Here is a 19089-nt window from a genome sequence, read left to right as displayed (position 1 = left end):
GGCGTAGCGGAGGCCCCCGCGCCGCACGGCCTGGAGCAGTCGGTGGGCGCCGGTGTCGTCGGGGGCGGAGCGGCCGCTCCAGACGACGGGACGGCGGCGGGTGGCGGCCGGTCCCGCCGTGCCGACGGTGGTGACGACGGGGATGCGGGCGGTGTCCTCGGCGGCACTGATGTGCCGTGCGATCCGCGGCGACGAGGCGTGCCGCGCCGAGGCTCCCAGCTGCACGCGGAAGCTGGCGTGATTGACGATGACCTGCGCCGGATCGCTCGGCACCTTCACCATGCTCAGCGCGGGAGCGTCGTCGAGTCCCGACGAGCGGTCCCCCGTGGGTGTGCGGGGTGTTCTGGTGTCCACACTCATCTAACCGAGTGACGCGGCGTTAGGACACTGCCTTGACCCGCCGGATGTGTCCGGACCGCGTCAAGCTTGTCCGGACCGCCCGGAACACTCCGTTCGGGTGACGCGGCCGAACGGCCGTTCAGCCCCGGCGGCGCGCCGCCTCGTACAGCACGATGCCCGCGGCGACACCGGCGTTGAGCGACTCGGCGCCGCCGGGCATCGGGATCCGCACCCGGAAGTCGCAGGTCTCGCCGACCAGCCGGGACAGCCCCTTGCCCTCGCTGCCGACGACGATGACGACCGGCCCTTCCAGCGCGTCCAGCTCACCGATCTCGGCCTCCCCGTCGGCGGCCAGGCCGACGACCGCGATGCCGGCCTTCTTGTACGCCTCCAGCGCGCGCGTCAGGTTGGTGGCGCGCGCGACCGGCGTACGCGCGGCCGTGCCGGCGGACGTCTTCCAGGCGCCGGCGGTCATGCCGGCGGCGCGCCGCTCGGGCACGACCACGCCGTGGCCGCCGAAGGCGGAGACGGAGCGCACGACGGCGCCGAGGTTGCGCGGGTCGGTGACGCCGTCGAGGGCGACGATCAGCGGGTCCTCGCCCTCGTCGTGGGCGGCGGCGACCAGGTCCTCGGGGTGCGCGTACTCGTACGGCGGGACCTGGAGCACCAGGCCCTGGTGGTTGAGGCCGTTCGTCATGCGGTCGAGTTCGGGGCGGGGCGCCTCCATGAGGTTGATGCCGCCGCGGTCGGCCGCGAGCTGCAGCGCCTCGCGGACCCGCTCGTCGTTGTCGATGAACTGCTGGACGTACAGCGTGGAGGCGGGGACGCCCTCGCGCAGCGCCTCGACGACCGGGTTGCGGCCGACGACCAGCTCGGAGGTGGAGCGGCCGCCGCCGCGCCGCTGCTGCGGGCGGCCCTGGGTGCGGCGCGCCTTCGCCTGGGCGGCGCGCTGCTTGGCGTGGCCCTTGCGCATCTCGGCGGGCGGGGTGGGGCCCTTGCCTTCCAGGCCCCGGCGTCGCTGGCCGCCACTGCCGACCTGCGCGCCCTTCTTGCCGGACATGCGGCGGTTGTTCGCGGCCATGAGGTATCCGTCTCCGTGAAGTCGTGGGTGGTGCGTCTGTGCCTGTGTGGTGGGGTGTGCCTGTGCAGTGTGCCGTCCGAGAGGCCCGGACGGCACACTGGATCTTCGGTGGCCCGGCTCCTCAGCGCGGGCCGAGGCTCCAGCGGGGTCCCTGCGCGCTGTCCTCGATGACCAGTCCGGCCTGGCCCAGCCGGTCGCGGATGGCGTCCGCGGTGGGCCAGTCCTTGCGGGCCCGGGCCGCCTCGCGCTGGTCGAGGACGAGGCGTACGAGGCTGTCGACCACGCCGTGCAGGTCCTCGCCGCTGTCGGTGTCGCCGGCCCAGTGCGGGTCCATCGGGTCGAGGCCGAGCACGCCGAGCATGGCGCGGACCTCGGCGAGCCGGGCGACGGCCGCGTCCTTGTCGTCGGCGGCCAGTGCGCTGTTGCCCTGCCGGACGGTGGTGTGCACGACGGCGAGCGCCTGCGGGACGCCCAGGTCGTCGTCCATGGCCTCGGCGAAGGCCGGCGGCACCTCGGCGGACGGCTCGACCGGCCGTCCGGCGAGTTCCGCGGCGCGCTGCACGAAGCCCTCGATCCGCGCGAACGCGGACTCGGCCTCGCGCAGGGCCTCCTCGCTGTACTCGATCATCGACCGGTAGTGCGGGGTGCCGAGGTAGTAGCGCAGCACGATGGGCCGCCAGCGCTTGACCATCTCGCTGACGAGCACCGAGTTGCCGAGCGACTTGGACATCTTCTCGCCGCTCATGGTGACCCAGGCGTTGTGCACCCAGTACCGGGCGAACTCGTCGCCGTAGGCCTTGGCCTGGGCGATCTCGTTCTCGTGGTGCGGGAAGATCAGGTCGAGGCCGCCGCCGTGGATGTCGAAGGCGGTGCCGAGGTACTTGTGCGCCATCGCCGAGCACTCCAGGTGCCAGCCGGGGCGGCCGCGGCCCCACGGTGTCTCCCAGCTGGGCTCGCCGGGCTTGGCCGCCTTCCACATGGCGAAGTCGCGCGGGTCCCGCTTGCCGGTCTCGCCCTCGGCGGACGGCTGGAGCAGGTTGTCGAGTTCCTGGTTGGACAGCTTCAGGTACTCCGGGAACGAGGTGACGGCGAAGTAGACGTTGCCGTCGGCCTCGTAGGCGTGGCCGCGTTCGATGAGGCCGCGCATCATCTCGACCATCTCGGTGATGTGGCCGGTGGCGCGCGGTTCGTAGGTCGGGGGCAGGCAGCCGAGGGCGCGGTAGCCGTCGGTGAAGGCGCGCTCGTTGTCGTAGCCGATGGACCACCAGGGGCGGTTCTGCTCGGCGGACTTGGCGATGATCTTGTCGTCGATGTCGGTGACGTTGCGGATGAACGTCACCTCCAGGCCGCGGTACTCGAACCAGCGGCGCATGATGTCGAAGTTCAGGCCCGAGCGGATGTGTCCGATGTGGGGCGCCGCCTGCACGGTGGCACCACACAGGTAGATCGAGACGCAGCCCGGCTGGAGCGGGGTGAAGTCACGGATCTGCCGGGCGCTGGTGTCGTACAGGCGAATAGTCACGTGTCCAAGGGTAGTGGGCGCGGGGCCGTGCACGGTGCGTACGGCCGTTTCACGGGCGTATGTCACGTGCGGCCGGTCGTGCCCGCGCGGTGTGTGTCGGCGCGGCCCGGCGTTCCGTCCGGGCCGGGCCGCTCATCCCTCGCGTACGACGAGTGCCGTCGCCACGGCCATCAGGCCTTCGTCGCGGCCGGGGAAGCCCAGGCCGTCGGTGGTGGCGCCGGAGACGGAGACCGGGGCGCCGGCCGCCTCGGAGAGGAGCTTCTGGGCTTCGTCCCTGCGCTTGCCGATCTTCGGGCGGGGGCCGATGACCTGCACCGCGACGTTGCCGATGCGGAAGCCCGCCTCCCGCACGATGCGCGCGGCCTCCGTCAGCAGGGTCACGCCGGAGGCGCCGGACCATTCGGGGCGGCCGGTGCCGAAGTGCCGGCCGAGGTCGCCGAGGCCGGCGGCGGAGAACAGGGCGTTGCAGGCGGCGTGGGCGACGACGTCGGCGTCGGAGTGTCCGGCGAGGCCGGGTCCTTCGCCTTCCCACTTCAGGCCGGCGCACCACAGTTCGCGGCCGTCCTCGAAGGCGTGGATGTCGGTGCCGATGCCGACCTGGGGCAGGGGGTGCGGGTCAGAAGCCATCGTTGAGCCTCCTGCGGGCCAGGACCGCCTCGGCGAGGACCAGGTCGAGGGGGCGGGTGACCTTGAAGGCCTCCTCGTGGCCGGGTACGGCGACGACGGTGGTGCCGAGCTGTTCGACCATGCCGGCGTCGTCGGTGACGTTGCCGGTCACGGTCGCGTGCGCGTGTTCCAGGGTGGCCCGGTCGAAGCCCTGCGGGGTCTGCACAGCCCGTAGCAGTGACCGGTCCGGTGTGGCGACCACCGGCTCGGGCCCGCCCGGTGCGGCGGCGGGTTCGACCTGCTTGACGGTGTCGGAGAGCGGCAGCACGGGCACCACGGCGGGTGCGCCGTCGCGTACGGCCTCGATGACGGCGTCGACGGTGTCGACGGGGACGAGCGGGCGGGCCGCGTCGTGCACGAGGACGATGTCGTAGCCGGGCGGCAGCGCGTCCAGGCCGAGTTTCACGGACTCCTGTCGGCTCTCGCCGCCGGGGACGACCAGGACGTCGGTGCGTTCGGGCAGCGCGTGCGTGTCGAGCAGGCTCTTGACCTCGGCGGCGCCGTCGGGCGGGGCGACCACGACGACGAGGGAGACGGCGCGGGAGTCGGCCATCGCGCGGACCGCGTGGACGAGCATGGGCGTGCCGCCCAGCGTGCGGAGCGCCTTGGGTGCGCCCGGTCCGAGGCGCACGCCCCGGCCGGCGGCCGGGATGACGGCCGCGGTGCGGGCTGTCGTACGGTCGGAGGCGGGGTTCGGCGAGGGCGTGGGAAGCGGATCGTCAGACATCGGTTCCTGTCAGGTTTGTGTGCTCGGCCTACGTGGGTATGGCCTGGGCGTACCCCCTGCCCCAGGGTGGGGGGAGTGCCGGGCGTGACGCCTTGACCAGCCCCTTCCGTGACTCTGGTCGAGTCGACCGCCCGGGCCCGGCACGCCAGGGGTGGGACGTGAGTGATGACACATTCCCCGGTATGGCGCAAGTGCAGCGTACGGACGCCGTCCGGGTCCGGACATGCCGCAGCGCCCGGCGACATCCATGACGTCATCGGGCACCGCGGCATTTCGATGTGCTGAGCGTTTCGACGCTGAGCGTGCTGCCTGGATCCGCTGGGCGCCGGCGAGCGGGCGCCGGGCGGGCAGAGCGGACGGCTCAGGAGGCGAGAACCTCGTCGAGCAGAGCCTCGGCCTTGTCCTCGTTGGTGTTCTCCGCGAGGGCGAGCTCGCTGACCAGGATCTGACGCGCCTTCGCGAGCATGCGCTTCTCACCGGCGGAGAGTCCGCGCTCGCGCTCACGACGCCACAGGTCACGCACGACTTCCGCGACCTTGATGACATCACCGGAGGCGAGCTTCTCCAGGTTTGCCTTGTAACGACGGGACCAGTTCGTGGGCTCCTCGGCGTACGGCGCGCGCAGCACCTCGAAGACCCGGTCCAGCCCGTCCTGACCGACCACATCACGCACGCCGACGAACTCCGCATTGTCCGCTGGCACACGTACCGTCAGGTCACCCTGGGCGACCTTCAGCACCAAGTAGGTCTTGTCCACGCCTTTGATCTGGCGAGTTTCGATAGCCTCGATCAGCGCGGCCCCGTGATGGGGATAGACCACGGTGTCGCCAACCTTGAACGTCATGTGACAGGTACCCCTTCCGTGGCTATCCAGGGTAACACGGATACGGCGTCTTCTGAATGGCGTTTTCGCAGGTCAGGGCCATTCTCGGGGCTTGACAACAGCAACAGGAACGTGCTTCGACCGCCGAGCGGAAGCGGGTATTCGCAGGTCGGAGCGGCTCTCCGGGGCGAGTGAAACGCGCACGTTACACGCATCCGGGCCCGCGCACGAGCGGCCGAACATCCCCATATGTCCGGTTCCAGATGCTCGAGTTCCGCTACTCCGTTCGGTGTCCGGGAGCCGGGTTCCGGCCGTTTCCGGAATTGATCACACGGTGTGAGGATCGACGTCCGGTGATCAATTCCAGAGCCTCCCGCTCATTCGTTCACGAGAAATGCGCGATCAGATGAATGGCCGGGAAGTGCGGAGGATCAAGTGGCGAAAGTTTACTAACGAGTCACTTGTGACTCGTGTGACTGCCGAGGGAACCGCCGGCGGACCGCCGACCGACCGGCGTCCGACCGGCGACCGACCGCCGACCGCCGACCGCCGACCGCCGACCGCCGGAGGAGACCGGGGGGAGACCTGGGAGGAGACCGGAACGGGGAGACCGGAACGGAAGACCGGAGGGGGAGGCTCGGCGGGGAGGCTCACCGGGGAGAGCTGACCGGGCGCCGTGGAAGGCCGCCGCCCCGCCGCGACGTGGCCGCCGGGGGCCGCGACACGGTGATGCGAGCAGCGACGTGACGGGGACGCGACCGGTGACGCGACGGGGGACGTGACCGGTGACGCCACGGTGGGCGGACCGCTTCCCGGGCTAACGCCGGAGGTCTCGGGGAGGGTCGGGTGCGGGCGCGCGGGAACGGCTCGGTAACCTAAGGCCGCTGACAGACACTTAAGGCGGCTTTACCCGGGTCGCCCCAACGCTCGAGTCAAGGAGTTGCCGCCGCCGTGAGCAGCAGCCTTCGACGCGGCGCCCTCGCCGCCGCCGCCATCGCGTTCTCGATCGCCTCGCTCTCCGCGTGCGCGGCCGGCAACAACGCCCAGACCCTGCAGATCCAGCCGGACAACGCCGCGACGACCGTCGGCGACATCAAGGTCCAGAACGCGCTGGTCATCACCCAGCCCGACCTGAAGTCCACCGGTCCGGCCGTGGTCGCCGCGACGCTCTTCAACGAGGGCCGCACCGACCAGACGCTGGAGTCGGTCACCGTCGCCGACAACGGCAAGACCGCGAAGCTGACGCCCGCCGAGGGCGGCAGCCTCACCATCCCGGCCGGCGGCTCCCTGATCCTCGGCGGCGAGGGCAACGCCTCCGCCGTCCTGCCGAGCAGCCGTGAGGCCGTCCAGGACGGCAACGCGCAGAAGATCACCTTCACCTTCAGCGAGACCGGTGACGTGAGCCTGCGCGCGCTCGTCCACCCGGCCGAGAACTTCTTCAGCAGCTGGGGTCCGACCGAGGTACCGGCCGCGCCGGGCGCCTCGGGCGAGCCGTCCGCGGAGTCCTCCGAGGAGCCGGCCGACGGCGCCTCCGGCGAGGCCTCGGGCACCCCGGGCGGCACCGAGTCCGCCGGCGCCGGCGAGACCGCCGAGTCCGGCGCCCCCGCGGACGACGCCCCGTCGGACGGCGTCACCCCGACCGACGCGGCCTCCGCGAGCCACGAGGCCGGCCACTGAGCCGTCGTACGACGCGAACACGGTGAAGGGCGGGACCCCGCGCAGGGGTCCCGCCCTTCACCGTGTCACGCCCCGCCACGCGCGGAGCTCACCGCGTACCCACGGCCTACGGCCCACGACTCACGGCCCTCGGCTCGAACGGCCCACAACTCACGGCCCTCGGCTCGAACGGCCCACAACTCACGGCCCTCGGCTCGAACGGCCTACGGCTCGAACTTGTAGCCCAGTCCCCGCACCGTCACCAGGTAGCGCGGCGCGCCCGGGTCGGGCTCGATCTTGGCGCGCAGCCGCTTGACGTGGACGTCGAGGGTCTTGGTGTCGCCGACGTAGTCCGCGCCCCACACCCGGTCGATGAGCTGCATGCGGGTCAGTACCCGACCGGCGTTGCGCAGCAGCATCTCCAGCAGGTCGAACTCCTTCAGCGGCAGGTCGACCTTGGTGCCGCCCACCGTGACCACGTGCCGGTCGACGTCCATGCGGACCGGGCCGGCCTCCAGGGCCGCGGGAGCGACCTCCTCGGGCTCGCCGCGGCGGCGCAGCACCGCGCGGATACGGGCGACCAGCTCACGGGAGGAGAACGGCTTGGTGACGTAGTCGTCGGCCCCTATCTCCAGGCCGACCACCTTGTCGATCTCGCTGTCCTTGGCGGTCACCATGATCACGGGAACGTTGGAGCGGCCCCGCAGCTGACGGCACACCTCGGTGCCCGGCAGGCCGGGCAGCATCAGGTCGAGGAGGACGAGGTCGGCGCCGTTGCGCTCGAACTCGTCGAGTCCGTCGGGCCCGGTGGTCGCGACGGCGACCTCGAAGCCCTCCTTGCGGAGCATGTACGACAGGGCGTCGGAGAAGGACTCCTCGTCCTCGACGACGAGCACTCGGGTCACGGAAGGACCTCCGGGGAGGAAAGCGTTTCGTACGCGGATGGATCGGAAGAGTGGGGGGATGGCCGATTCGAGCGGCCGGCCTCGGCGTCGAGGCCGGTGGTGTCGTCCCGGTGGGACATCTGGTGCGTGCGGTCGCGGGCCGCACCGGCTTCCGGCAGCCGCAGGGTGAAGGTGGAGCCCTGGCCCTCGGCGCTCCACACCGTGACCTCACCGCCGTGCGAGGCGGCCACGTGCTTCACGATCGCGAGACCGAGCCCCGTGCCGCCGGTGGCACGGGAGCGGGCCGGGTCGACCCGGTAGAAGCGCTCGAAGATGCGCTCCTTGTCCTTGTCGGAGATACCGATGCCCTGGTCGGTGACCGCTATCTCGATCAGGTCCCCGCCGGGCTGGGCGACCGTGCGGGCCGCGATGCCGACGCGGGTGCGGGCGGGCGAGTAGTTGACGGCGTTCTCGACGAGGTTGCCGAGCGCGGCGGCGAGCTGTCCGCGGTTGCCCCATACGTGCAGGTCGGCGGTGCCGCCCGCGGCCATGGTGATCTCCTTGGTGCCCGCCGCGTGCCGGCAGCGGTCGATGGCCTCGGCGACCAGTTCGTCGACCCGGATGGGTTCGGCGTCCTCCAGCGGGTCGTCGTTCTGCACCCGGGAGAGGTCGATGAGTTCCTGCACCAGGTTGGTGAGCCGGGTCGCCTCGACCTGCATGCGGCCGGCGAAACGTTCCACGGCCTCGGGGTCGTCGGCCGCGTCCATCACGGCCTCGGAGAGCAGCGAGAGCGCGCCGACGGGGGTCTTGAGCTCGTGGCTGACGTTGGCGACGAAGTCGCGTCGTACCGCTTCTATGCGGCGGGCCTCGGTGAGGTCCTCCACCAGCAGCAGGACGAGCCGGGAGCCGAGCGGCGCCACCCGCGCGGAGACCGCGAGGGCCTCGCCGCGTCCGGTCCCCCGGCGGGGCAGGTCCAGTTCGACCTGGCGTATCTCCCCGTCGCGCCGGGTGTCGCGGGCCATCTGCAGCATCGGCTCCACGGCGAGCTTGCCGCCGCGGACCAGCCCGAGGGCGTACGCGGCGGAGCTGGCCTTGACCACGCCGTCGGCCTCGTCGAGGACGACGGCGGACGAGCGCAGCACGGACAGCACGGTGTCCACGCCCGGCGGGAGCACCGGATCGGTGTGCAGGGAGGAGCGGGTGGGGCGCCTCTGTTCGCGCTCGCTGAAGCGGAACGCCAGCATGGCGATGACGCCGGTGAGCACTCCGGCGATCGCTGCCACTGCGGCGACTGCCGCGTTCACGTCCATGCGTCCAGGTTAGGCATGGGGCGGCCGGTGCCCACAGCCGTCGGCGGGCGACCTCGAACACTCGTCGCCCAGAGTTCACCTTGGAGCCAGGGATGGTTCATTTGAGGTGATGGAATCGGTCGCGTACGGCACCGACCGTGGGAGCGTGGGGAGAAGCCCAGGCCCCTGAAGCCAGGACAGCAGCACGAGAGGAACCCTGATGCGGGACGCGTACCACGAGGAACTGGATTCGATCGGCGACGGTCTGGTGGAGATGGCCCGGCTGGTCGGGTCGGCGATCGGGCGCGCCACGACCGCCATCCTCGACGCCGATCTGAAGCTGGCGGAGAGCGTGATCGAGGCCGACCAGAAGGTCGACGAGCTCCAGCACGACCTGGAGGCCCGCGCCATCGCCCTGCTGGCCCGCCAGCAGCCGGTGGCGACCGACCTGCGCATAGTGGTCACGTCGCTGCGGATGTCGGCCGACCTGGAGCGGTCCGGCGACCTCGCCCAGCACGTGGCGAAGCTGGCCCGGCTGCGCTACCCGGCGCGCGCGGTCCCGCAGGACCTGCACGCCACCATCCTGGAGATGGGCCAGCTGGCGCAGCGCCTGATGGCGAAGGCCGCCGAGGTGATCATCACCAAGGACGTCGACCTGGCGCTCCAGCTGGAGCAGGACGACGACGCGATGGACCTGCTGCACCGCACCCTGTTCCAGCACCTGATCGACGAGCGCTGGAAGCACGGCATCGAGACGGCCGTCGACGTGACCCTGCTGGGCCGCTACTACGAGCGTTTCGCCGACCACGCGGTCTCCGTCGCCAAGCGGGTGGTCTACCTGGTCACCGGTGAGCACGCGGACGAGATCCAGACGGACATCCAGCCGGAGATCCAGGCGGCGCCGGGCGTCGAGGGCACCTGACGCACGGCCCGGCACAGCTTGCCCGACGGCCGGCACAGCTTGCCCGACGGCCGGGACGGGACGGGACGGGCCGGGACGGGACACCGGGACTACCGGGACACCGGGACTACCGAGATGGCCGGGAACGGCGAGACCGCCGGGACCGCCGGGATGCCCGTGACGGCCGGGACTCCCGGGACCACTGTGCCCAACGGGACGATCGGGACCCGCGGGACCCCTGTGACTCTCGGGACGATCGGGACCTCCGGGACGGCTGTGACCCTCGGGACGACCGGGACCCCCGGGACGGCCTGGATTCGGAGGCGGGCCCCGCGTGAAGGGGTCCGCCTCGGGCGCGTACGAGCCTCAATGCGCCGTTGATGCGCCCAGCGGTCGGGGCGTCCAATGGGCACAGGCACCAGCCTCGAGGAGGGTCCCATGGCCGAATCGCCCCGCACGACTCCCGACCCCGCGCAGGAGCGCGAGACCGAGCAGCCCGCCGACATCAGGAACCTCACTCTGATCGCCGCCTGCGGCTGCGGCTCGGGCTGCGGCTGCGGGTGCCAGTCGGGCAACCCCTGCCAGTGCGGCTGACGCAGCACACCCACGACCCGTACGAACCGAAGTCCCCGGCGCCGTCCTGCGCGCCGGGGGCTTCGGCATGCCGGTCGGGGCGCGCGGGCGGAGCATGGGAGGTGTCCGGAAGGTAGGCAACTCGACGGGAGGTGCGAGCCATGGCCCGGTTCATGGACGTCCACCACGGTATGCGGGGCATCACCGAGGACCAGCTGCGGCAGGCCCACGACGCCGACCTCGCGATCCAGCAGGAGGAGGGAGTCGACTTCCGGCAAGCGTGGGCGGACCCGGAGTCCGGCACGGTCTACTGCCTCTCGGAGGCGCCCTCCGCCGACGCGGTCCAGCGCATCCACGAGCGCACCGGCCACAAGGCCGACGAGATCCACGAGGTGCCGCTGGCGGTGTGAGCGGCAGCAACGCGGCGCGCGATGACGCGTCCGGCCGGGGCCGGCGCCTCTCAGGAGGCGCTGACCTCCGGCGCACCTCCGCGAGCACCGGACTTCTCGACCACGGCCCCCGTGGCGCCCCGCCTTCCCCCTTCCCCATCTCCCCCATCTCCCCCGTCTCCCCCTTCTTCCTGTTCTTCCTGTTCCTCCCGGCCTTCTTCGTAGCTGCCCGGGTCGGGCAGGCGCCGCATCAGCAGTGCGTACCCGAGACCGGCCACCGTGCCGACGACGGCGCACGTGCCCCACAGCCACTCGGCGCCGAACCGGTCGATGACGAAGCCCGACATCAGCGGCGCGACCAGCGCGGCCACCGCCCAGGACATGGTGTACATGCCCTGGTAGCGCCCGCGGCCCTGCACCGGTGACAGCCGGACGACGAGTCCGGTCTGGGTCGGGGCGTTGACGATCTCGGCGAGGGTCCACACACAGACGGTGAGGGCGAAGGCACCGACCGAGCCGGCGAAGGCGGTGAGTCCGAGGCCGTACCCGGCGAGCAGCGAGGAGATCACCAGCAGCCGGCCGGGGTCCCGGTGCTGGATGAACCGGGTGACCGGGATCTGCAGCACGACGATGAGGAAGCCGTTGACGGCGACGGCCAGGCCGTAGTCGGCCGGAGTGAACCCGGCCTCGCCCATCGCGATGGGCAGACCGACGGAGGCCTGCTGGAAGATCAGCGCGATGAGGAACGACAGGCCGACGACGCCCATGAACCGCCCGTCGCGCAGCACCGTCCCCAGGCCCACGGAGTCCTCCGGCGCCGCCCCGGCGCTCCGCACCGGCTTCGACTCGGGCAGCTTCACGAAGACGACGACCGCGCACACCAGGGTCATCAGGGCCTCGATGAGGAACCCGGCGAGGTAGCTGTACTCGGCGATGAACCCGGCGGCCATCGACGAGATCGCGAACCCCAGGTTGATCGCCCAGTAGTTGAGGGAGAAGGCCCGGATACGGTCCTCGGGCCGCACGATGTCGGCCATCATCGCCTGCACGGCCGGCCGGGAGGCGTTGGAGGCCATGCCGACGAGGAAGGCGACGGCGGCGATGGCGACGGGGTCGCGCACGAACCCGAGCGCCGCCACGGACACGGCCGTGGACACCTGCGCGACGAGCAGCGTGGGCCGCCGTCCCAGCCGGTCCGTCATCACTCCGGCGACCAGCGACGAGATCACCCCGCCCAGCCCGTGCAGGGCGGCGACGAGACCGGCGTAGGTGGCCGAGTAGCCGCGGTCGAGGGTGAGGTAGAGCGCCATGAAGGTGGCGACGAAGGCGCCGAGCCGGTTGACCAGGGTGCTGGTCCACAGCCACCAGAACGCCGGGGGAAGTCCGGAGACGGTCTCCCGGACGGCGCGTCTCGCACGGACGACGGACGACATGGAAGGAACCCCCCGGATGTAAGCGGCTGAAACGGCAGGCACAACTTACAAAGGAGCGCTTCCGCGCGGCCACTCGATTAACAGATCCCGTCAACCGTCCGGCCTTCGGGCGGGCGCGCGACGCGCACGGCCCTTCGATTACGCTCGGGCGCATGGCCGACGCACCGTACAAGCTGATCCTCCTCCGCCACGGCGAGAGCGAGTGGAACGAGAAGAACCTGTTCACCGGCTGGGTGGACGTCAACCTCACCGCGAAGGGCGAGAAGGAGGCGACGCGCGGCGGCGAGCTGCTCAAGGACGCCGGCCTGCTGCCCGACGTGCTCCACACGTCCCTCCAGAAGCGCGCCATCCGCACCGCGCAGCTCGCGCTGGAGGCCGCCGACCGCCTGTGGATCCCGGTGAACCGCAGCTGGCGCCTGAACGAGCGCCACTACGGCGCCCTCCAGGGCAAGGACAAGGCGCAGACCCTCGCGGAGTTCGGCGAGGAGCAGTTCATGCTGTGGCGCCGCTCCTACGACACCCCGCCGCCCGCGCTCGCCAACGACGCCGAGTACTCCCAGTTCTCCGACCCGCGCTACGCGACCCTCCCGCCGGAACTGCGCCCGCAGACGGAGTGCCTGAAGGACGTCGTCGTCCGCATGCTCCCGTACTGGTTCGACAGCATCGTCCCGGACCTCCTCACCGGCCGCACGGTCCTGATCGCCGCCCACGGCAACAGCCTGCGCGCCCTGGTCAAGCACCTCGACGGCATCTCGGACGCCGACATCGCGGGCCTGAACATCCCGACCGGCATCCCGCTCTACTACGAGCTCGACGCCGACTTCAAGCCGGTCACCCCCGGCGGCAAGTACCTCGACCCGGAGGCCGCGGCGGCCGCCATCGAGGCGGTCAAGAACCAGGGCAAGAAGAAGTAAGCGCCCACGAATGAGCCCCCTACCTGCGGTTTCTCCGCCGGGAGGGGGCTTTTCGGTGCACCGGGGCCGTCGTGGGGCCGTCGATGGTACGTCCGCTCGCTCAACAGCAGGCTGACGCCTTGACGCCCTCTTATGTCACCTCCTTGATTGATGACCGACGGAAACCTGATCTGGACCGCGGGTGTGGTCGACGTTGGCTACCTGCTTTGCTCGGATCGGCCGCATGATCCAGGCGGCCATGACGGCCCCCACTGCGCCGATCACAGCCGCGACTACCTCAGACACGGAACCCCCCTGTGGAGTGGTAAGCGGTATTGCGTCCGGAAAGCAGCGTGCCTCCTCCGTCACGCAGTCCGCAACTCTGGCAAATCTTTAGTTTCCGCAGCCCAGAGCCACCTCATTCAAGTCGCCACAGAAGGACGCTTCCGTGCGGCTCAACCAGCTTCCGCGCAGGATTGGCACGACCTCAGCGGACAGGCCCCAGATCCCAGCGCCGCGACCGATGCGCCGCAGTATTTACACCGTTCCGCACTCATAGCCATTAGCCGCTGCCGACCAGAAGCGGAGTACTTCATGGCTGGAGAAAGCCGGTTCCCCGACTTCAGGCACTTTGGCGCGAGCCAAGAAGATCACGGCCCCCACGTCGCGCTTTGTCACCTAGGTCCACAACTGCCCGCTGCGCCAGAGAGATGCGAGTTCATGATCATTCGGGACGAAGCGCCTCCGACCGAAACTCGCTCCCGTGATGCAAGAACCACACTAAGGCGATCCCGGAGGGAGCACCTACTCCCGCGTTACCTCATCCATGCGAATGTAGAAACCCTCTGCCTTCTTTAGCGACACAGGCCAACTCGCCCTCTTCCCTTCCATTGAGTCGGCAAAGGCGATCCATTGCCGCCCTGGAAAGTCCATGTCATTTCGAATCATGAACTCCCCCAGTTCTCGCCACTCATCAGGCGAGAAGTTGCTGGCGGCCGCATGGAGAGGGGATTCCGCGCTCTTCAGATCACTCCCGTCACCCATACTGAACAGGGCGGAAACACAATCGATCTGCTCAGCGGTCGGCTCATCATCCTCTCGTATACTCGAAAAACCCGCCAGTAGCACCCTGAGTATGGGCACCAAATCGACTTTCAGTCGCACCGCTTGGCAAACAATGCACATACGAGCGTCCATGCATGAGCGCACAAAATTAAGTAGAGTCCCAGAGTCACTCAGGGAGTCTACGACAGTCGCCCCCTTCAGGACCTCGTGGCGATATACGTATGTCAGCATAGGATGCGGGGAGAGCGATGCCATGGAGACGCAACTCATAAAACTAGGATCATCGATTTCAATGCGATCCGCCAACTCATGCCACAGGTCGTCCGGGATATTGGCAAGGCTTTGGAATGCCGACCTCTTCCCGGACTCCCTCTCACTTCGCTCCTGTGCATGGTCAACCAGGTAATCGAAGGGGGCGTACAACTCGTCTCCCACGACTTCAAGACACGAGCTTGCGCCATGGATCAACTCAACGGCCCAAGAGAAACCCTCTTCCACTTCCTCCACCCTAACTCGATTTCTGATTCTTTCATCGAGATAGGACTTGAAGGTAGCTTCCAACCAGGCCCGCGGAATGGGGGACAAGTATCCTGCCCTCCTGAAGTCCACCGCCGCTGAGATTAGGGCAGCACCAATCTCGTTGGCTCCGTCTTTCCCATCTTGCCAGCGCTCCAGCGAGCTAGGGGCCGCAGCTATGTACTCCGCGAAGCCGGTCGATTCAGCCATGTCCAGAGCGGTACGAATACGCAAGTCAGCCGCCAAATGACGGGCTCTATTTCGCTCCTTCTTATTGAGTCGGCGATCCACCCGTACCGTCTTGGCGCCAGCCATGACTGCCTGGAATACAGACGCGAGGGAACGGCCAGTTGAGCCGCCGGCCTGAGACATTGCGGCCTTGGCTCGCGAGCGGAGCGTGGCAATAAAGAGCACACCCGTATCTGATCCGAACAGACGGATGATTCCTTCATCTAGGCCGCCCGGGGCGATATAACGCTCAAGGTCATCGAGCCAAATGACGCTACCATCAAGCTGGTACCCAGAAGAAATGAGCTTACGGAGAGAAATGCCGTCTTTCGGGATGACAATCGGTCGCTCGCCGAACTTGTCCATGCTCCGCAAGACAGCCTCATAGGCAGTGCGCGTCTTACCGGATGCAGAATTCCCTTCAATTACGACGAGCCCGCCTCGCCCCATTAGCTCGTCAAGACGCCCATCAACGGCACGGGCTACGTACGGAGGAAGTCCATGCCATACATCGATCTGGAGAGGTGAATGAAGGCCAAGGTCTCGAATCGGATCAAGGCTCTCCATGGGGCGCACAATAACGTCCCCGGTTAACATGAGTTCATGGATCGCGCTTGCCGTCCTACCCGGCTCCAAGAGTTCACGGGAAAGACCTAGGTATTCAGTTGCCATCCACAAGCATTCCGGATCCATCAGAAGCTCTGATAGCGAGTTACCGTCGATCACCTCAATCCGTGCTCCCCAACGCTCACTTACCTCGCCTGCGAGGCGATGGCGTGCTGCCACGCTGACATCTGCAACGGTGAAGTAGATAATGACAGAAGGTGCTCTGTGTGGGCTGTCAAAGATTTTTTCCACGTCTGATCGAATCTTTGCAGGGAGGCCTGATGACTGGAGGGTGCAGCAAAAGGCAATCGGTTCATTCTCTTCAAGCCCGAAAAAGATCCCAACGTCCTGCAGGTTACCTCCGGCGTAACTAATAAATGTTTCGAAGTCGCGCCCCTGATCTCCACCTGCAGATACCGGCCCTGTCGCGGTGGCGATATTTCTAGTGATCCTTTGCCGAGACAGCGCGCGGCAAAGATCCTCGAATTTGTGATGCTCATTTCGCGCCCCCATTTTCCCCAATTGGTAGCGTACGAATGCGAGGAGTTCGTGTTGACGCGGCGCTGATCCCTCGGTTGCTTGAGTTGTCACGACGTGAATCCCCTTAGTCGACTTTTGCCGCCCGCTACTCACTCACGGCCCTTCCCCTGCGCGTGCCACCCCCTCCCTCCCCTGACATTCTGTAACAGGTGGGATGTCTCGGTCAGGCGCATACGGGAACTTCCAAGACCTGACGGGCAGTACCCACATCACATGCATCTGCCAAGGAAGCAGAGGGCACGCCCCTGCACATCGGACGCGCTGTCCTCCAACAGACTTGGACAGCCCTGAGGGCTTCGGCACTGTAAGCCCGGTCCGGCCGTCACGACTTGCTCTGGTCGCCGGCATCGGCAGCGTTGCTGAGGCCGGCGGGGGTACAGCGAGACACACGCGCGCGTGGTCAGTCGGCTGCCCCGCCGCCGTGGCTGACTGTCGTCGGCTGAGGTCCGGACGGGGCGCAGCGAGAGTGCCGGGGCATCAGCCGAGCGCGGCAAAACTGGGCCGTCTCTGGGCCGTCCGAAGTCGCGCAACAGCGGCCAAGGACACCAACAACGACCACCAGGCGCACGAGCCCACTACCCCTGACCAGCAAAGAGAGGCCCCCTGCCTGCGGGGTCTCCGCAGGCAGGGCCTTTGGTCGTCCCGGGACGGGCGGTCCGTCCCGGGGCGGTGGGTGGGTCAGTAGACGGTTGCGTTGTAGCGGTCCGCGGCTTCCTTGACGGGCTGGTAGAACGTCGTACCGCCGCGGCGGCAGTCGCCGCTGCCGCCTGAAGTGAGGCCGAGTGCCTTGCTGCCGTCGTACAGCGGGCCGCCGGAGTCACCGGGTTCGGCGCAGACGTCGGTCTGGATCATGCCGCGTACGGTGCCGCCGCCGCTGTAGTGGACGGTGACGTTCAGCGCGGTGACCGTGCCGTGGTGCGTGCCCGTCGTCGAGCCGGTGCGTGTCACCGACTGGCCGACGTACGCCTCACTCACCGAGTAGCCGCCGGGGTGGCTGAGCGACTGGTTGTCGTACCGTACGAGGGCGTAGTCGTTGCCCGGGAAGCTGGAGCCGACGGTCGGGCCGATGAGCGTGTTCTGGCCGGAGTCGGCGTACCACTGCTTGGCCACGTCGCCGCAGTGCCCGGCGGTGAGGAAGTAGTACGTGCCGCCGCTCTGCACGTTGAAACCGAGCGAACAGCGGTAGCCACTCCCGTAGATGGCGTCGCCGGCCGAGAGCAGCGGCGTGAACACCCCGGCGTCCCGCTCGATTCTCAGTGCTCCGGCGTCGGCACCCGCCGCTCTCTCGACCTTGGCCAACTCGGCGCGGGAGACGGTGGAGTCGGCGGTCACGACCACGCGGCCGGTCGCCTCGTCCACGTACCAGGCGGTTCCGCCGACGTCGGCCTTCAGGACGGCGTCGCTCACCCGGGACAACTCGCTCGCGCTGTACGTCGTCGTTTCCGCCGCGCCGGCACCCGGCACCGACAGGGCCGTGGCGGCCAGGACTCCGGCGACGGCCACAAGGGTACGCACGTTCCTCACTGCAGCTCCTCTGAGTGGGGTAAGGCCCGATGGGGTGCGGGCCCGCGACCGGACCGCCCCACACGGGGAGTTCACCCCCTTGTGGCATGGCCCTGCCAGCCAGGGATTATGAACGCGCCACACCGGCCGTCAACCCTCCGCGGGCACAGAGTCCCTTTGCGGGCGCGGGTTCGGGTTCGGGGACGGCAGGGTTACCGGGCGAGCTGAGCCGGGGCGCTGTGGGCTTGGTCCGCTATTCCGCGCGGTCCGAGAAGTGCTGCATCAGGGCAAAGGGTGAGGACAGTGCGGCGCCGGCCAGGGTGAGGACGTCGGTGTCCACTTCCTCCAGCACGATGGCGAGGGCGAGATCGACGGCGTCGACGGGACCGGTGGCCGTGGGCGGTCGTCCTCGCAGGCGGCACCCATGAACTGCTCCAGCCAGTCCCAGTCCTCCCGGATCTCGGACTCGGGCACGGCACGCAGCTGCATCTCCACGCTCATGCCTCGCATTGTGGACCGGCCCACTGACAGCGCAGTGGCCGGTCGGCTCACGGCGGGTCTCTGCGGTCCGGCGTTGGGTTAGCCTCGTGCCAGCCCACGCGCGGAGGATGTGTCATGCCCAGTTACGACAGTTCCCGGTCACGGCTGCGACTGGCCGACCGTCACGTCCGGGTGATCGCCCGTCTTGCCGCAGGACAGACGCCGAGCCCGGAGCTCTTCCCCTCGCTCGGGGAACTGCAGGAGCTGGGGCTGGTCGGCGAAGAGGGTGAGCTGTCGCCTCTCCTGCGGGAGTTGGTGGAGTCGCTCCAGTCCCCCGTGCTCACCATCAGTGTCGAGATCACCGGCGAGGCCGGTCCCGTGCACCACGGTGTCGTCGTCGGGCCGAACACGGTGATGGCACACGAAGGCTGGCCGGGCGAGGAGGAGTCCGAGTACATCCCGGTCGAACCCAGCACTCTCGTCTTCGAGCTCGCCCGCATGGTGCATCTGCGGCGTCGCGCCGCCGACGAGCAGCCGGCAGCGGCCCGCGTCGAGTCGACGATGAAGGCGCTGGACGGCGCATTCGCCGTGCTGGCCGCACCGTCCGGAGAGATCGAGGAAGACCGGAGCACGGTGCACGAGGCGCTGACGGGCGCCGGTACCTCGGAGGAGATGGCGGCCACGCTGACGGAGCTGGTCCTCGCCCTCAACTCGTACTGGCGTGTCACCGTCGCCTGGGACGGAGAGCACGAGAGGGCGCATGCCCCGATGGTCCGCAGCCTTGCCGTCTGGGACTGCGGACGGCGGGGTTACTGGATCCGCGAGCAGCCGGAGGAGCCGATCCTGCCCGGCCAGGTCACGCCGGACAGCCCGCTGCACCTGGTCCGCTCGGACGCCGGGGAGATCTGGCGGCGGCTGACCGGTCTCCTGCCGGAGAAGGACGAGCTGGGCCCGGGGCGCTGAGGGCCTGGTCCG

At 69.0% G+C, this 19089-nt stretch carries 16 protein-coding genes and 1 pseudogene; 6 read left to right on the top strand and 11 right to left on the bottom strand.

Features of this window, described 5'->3' with window-relative positions; genetic code table 11:
* The 6 genes and pseudogenes from FGW31_RS18845 to FGW31_RS18815 form a co-directional block, all read right to left on the bottom strand.
* Positions 1 to 360, bottom strand: a pseudogene (locus FGW31_RS18845) (hypothetical protein); the annotation flags it as partial.
* A 118-nt stretch (positions 361 to 478) separates the two neighbouring features.
* A complete protein-coding gene (gene rlmB / locus FGW31_RS18840; protein WP_142194604.1) occupies positions 479 to 1420 on the bottom strand; it encodes a 23S rRNA (guanosine(2251)-2'-O)-methyltransferase RlmB in 942 nt (313 codons plus the stop codon).
* A 121-nt stretch (positions 1421 to 1541) separates the two neighbouring features.
* Positions 1542 to 2942 (bottom strand): cysteine--tRNA ligase, encoded by a 1401-nt coding sequence (cysS, locus tag FGW31_RS18835; RefSeq protein WP_142194603.1) that lies wholly within the window; start codon positions 2940 to 2942, stop codon positions 1542 to 1544.
* 132 nt (positions 2943 to 3074) lie between these two features.
* Positions 3075 to 3569 (bottom strand): 2-C-methyl-D-erythritol 2,4-cyclodiphosphate synthase, encoded by a 495-nt coding sequence (ispF, locus tag FGW31_RS18830; RefSeq protein ID WP_142194602.1) that lies wholly within the window; start codon positions 3567 to 3569, stop codon positions 3075 to 3077.
* Entirely contained in the window at positions 3559 to 4335 is a 777-nt protein-coding gene (gene ispD, locus FGW31_RS18825) for a 2-C-methyl-D-erythritol 4-phosphate cytidylyltransferase (RefSeq protein ID WP_142194601.1), read from the bottom strand. Before ispD ends, ispF begins: the two co-directional genes overlap by 11 nt.
* Before the next feature lie 361 nt (positions 4336 to 4696).
* Positions 4697 to 5179, bottom strand: a complete 483-nt coding sequence (locus FGW31_RS18815) for a CarD family transcriptional regulator (protein ID WP_003953493.1) — start codon at positions 5177 to 5179, stop codon at positions 4697 to 4699.
* A 930-nt stretch (positions 5180 to 6109) separates the two neighbouring features.
* Here FGW31_RS18815 and FGW31_RS18805 point away from each other — a divergent pair.
* On the top strand, positions 6110 to 6835 hold the full coding sequence (locus FGW31_RS18805) for a copper chaperone PCu(A)C (protein ID WP_142194600.1): 726 nt from the start codon (positions 6110 to 6112) through the stop codon (positions 6833 to 6835).
* Positions 6836 to 7038: 203 nt separating this feature from the next.
* Here the strand turns inward: FGW31_RS18805 and FGW31_RS18800 are convergent, their stop codons facing one another.
* Entirely contained in the window at positions 7039 to 7719 is a 681-nt protein-coding gene (locus FGW31_RS18800) for a response regulator transcription factor (RefSeq protein WP_030829297.1), read from the bottom strand.
* Positions 7716 to 9008 (bottom strand): sensor histidine kinase, encoded by a 1293-nt coding sequence (locus tag FGW31_RS18795; protein ID WP_142194599.1) that lies wholly within the window; start codon positions 9006 to 9008, stop codon positions 7716 to 7718. The genes FGW31_RS18800 and FGW31_RS18795 overlap by 4 nt, the downstream gene beginning before the upstream one ends.
* Before the next feature lie 199 nt (positions 9009 to 9207).
* Between FGW31_RS18795 and phoU the strand changes: the two genes are divergently transcribed.
* The 3 genes from phoU (at position 9208) to FGW31_RS18785 (ending at position 10871) form a co-directional block, all read left to right on the top strand.
* Entirely contained in the window at positions 9208 to 9909 is a 702-nt protein-coding gene (phoU, locus tag FGW31_RS18790) for a phosphate signaling complex protein PhoU (RefSeq protein ID WP_142194598.1), read from the top strand.
* Positions 9910 to 10326: 417 nt separating this feature from the next.
* Positions 10327 to 10482: a hypothetical protein gene (locus FGW31_RS35060; RefSeq protein ID WP_167530045.1), complete on the top strand. Its 156-nt coding sequence runs from the start codon at positions 10327 to 10329 to the stop codon at positions 10480 to 10482.
* Between the two features lie 140 nt (positions 10483 to 10622).
* Positions 10623 to 10871: an SCO4226 family nickel-binding protein gene (locus FGW31_RS18785; protein ID WP_142194597.1), complete on the top strand. Its 249-nt coding sequence runs from the start codon at positions 10623 to 10625 to the stop codon at positions 10869 to 10871.
* Between the two features lie 50 nt (positions 10872 to 10921).
* On the opposite strand, the gene FGW31_RS18780 is transcribed toward FGW31_RS18785, so the two are convergent.
* Positions 10922 to 12283: an MDR family MFS transporter gene (locus FGW31_RS18780; RefSeq protein ID WP_142194596.1), complete on the bottom strand. Its 1362-nt coding sequence runs from the start codon at positions 12281 to 12283 to the stop codon at positions 10922 to 10924.
* Between the two features lie 152 nt (positions 12284 to 12435).
* On the opposite strand from FGW31_RS18780, the gene FGW31_RS18775 reads away from it, so the two are divergent.
* Positions 12436 to 13197 carry a phosphoglyceromutase gene (locus tag FGW31_RS18775; protein WP_142194595.1) on the top strand — a complete coding sequence of 254 codons (762 nt, stop codon included), beginning with the start codon at positions 12436 to 12438 and terminating at the stop codon, positions 13195 to 13197.
* A 783-nt stretch (positions 13198 to 13980) separates the two neighbouring features.
* Here FGW31_RS18775 and FGW31_RS18770 read toward each other — a convergent pair.
* Together FGW31_RS18770 and FGW31_RS18765 are read right to left on the bottom strand one after the other, a co-directional pair.
* Positions 13981 to 16182, bottom strand: a complete 2202-nt coding sequence (locus FGW31_RS18770) for a hypothetical protein (RefSeq protein ID WP_142194594.1) — start codon at positions 16180 to 16182, stop codon at positions 13981 to 13983.
* A 627-nt stretch (positions 16183 to 16809) separates the two neighbouring features.
* On the bottom strand, positions 16810 to 17655 hold the full coding sequence (locus FGW31_RS18765) for a S1 family peptidase (RefSeq protein ID WP_142194593.1): 846 nt from the start codon (positions 17653 to 17655) through the stop codon (positions 16810 to 16812).
* Between the two features lie 594 nt (positions 17656 to 18249).
* Between FGW31_RS18765 and FGW31_RS18760 the strand changes: the two genes are divergently transcribed.
* A complete protein-coding gene (locus FGW31_RS18760; RefSeq protein ID WP_142194592.1) occupies positions 18250 to 19077 on the top strand; it encodes a hypothetical protein in 828 nt (275 codons plus the stop codon).
* The last annotated feature ends 12 nt before the right edge of the window (positions 19078 to 19089 follow it).

The organism is Streptomyces calvus (assembly GCF_006782915.1).
In the GTDB taxonomy this organism is placed as follows: Bacteria; Actinomycetota; Actinomycetes; order Streptomycetales; family Streptomycetaceae; genus Streptomyces; species Streptomyces calvus.
The sequence above is the reverse complement of the archived record's forward strand: the minus strand, read 5'-3'. Positions and strand labels throughout refer to the sequence as shown.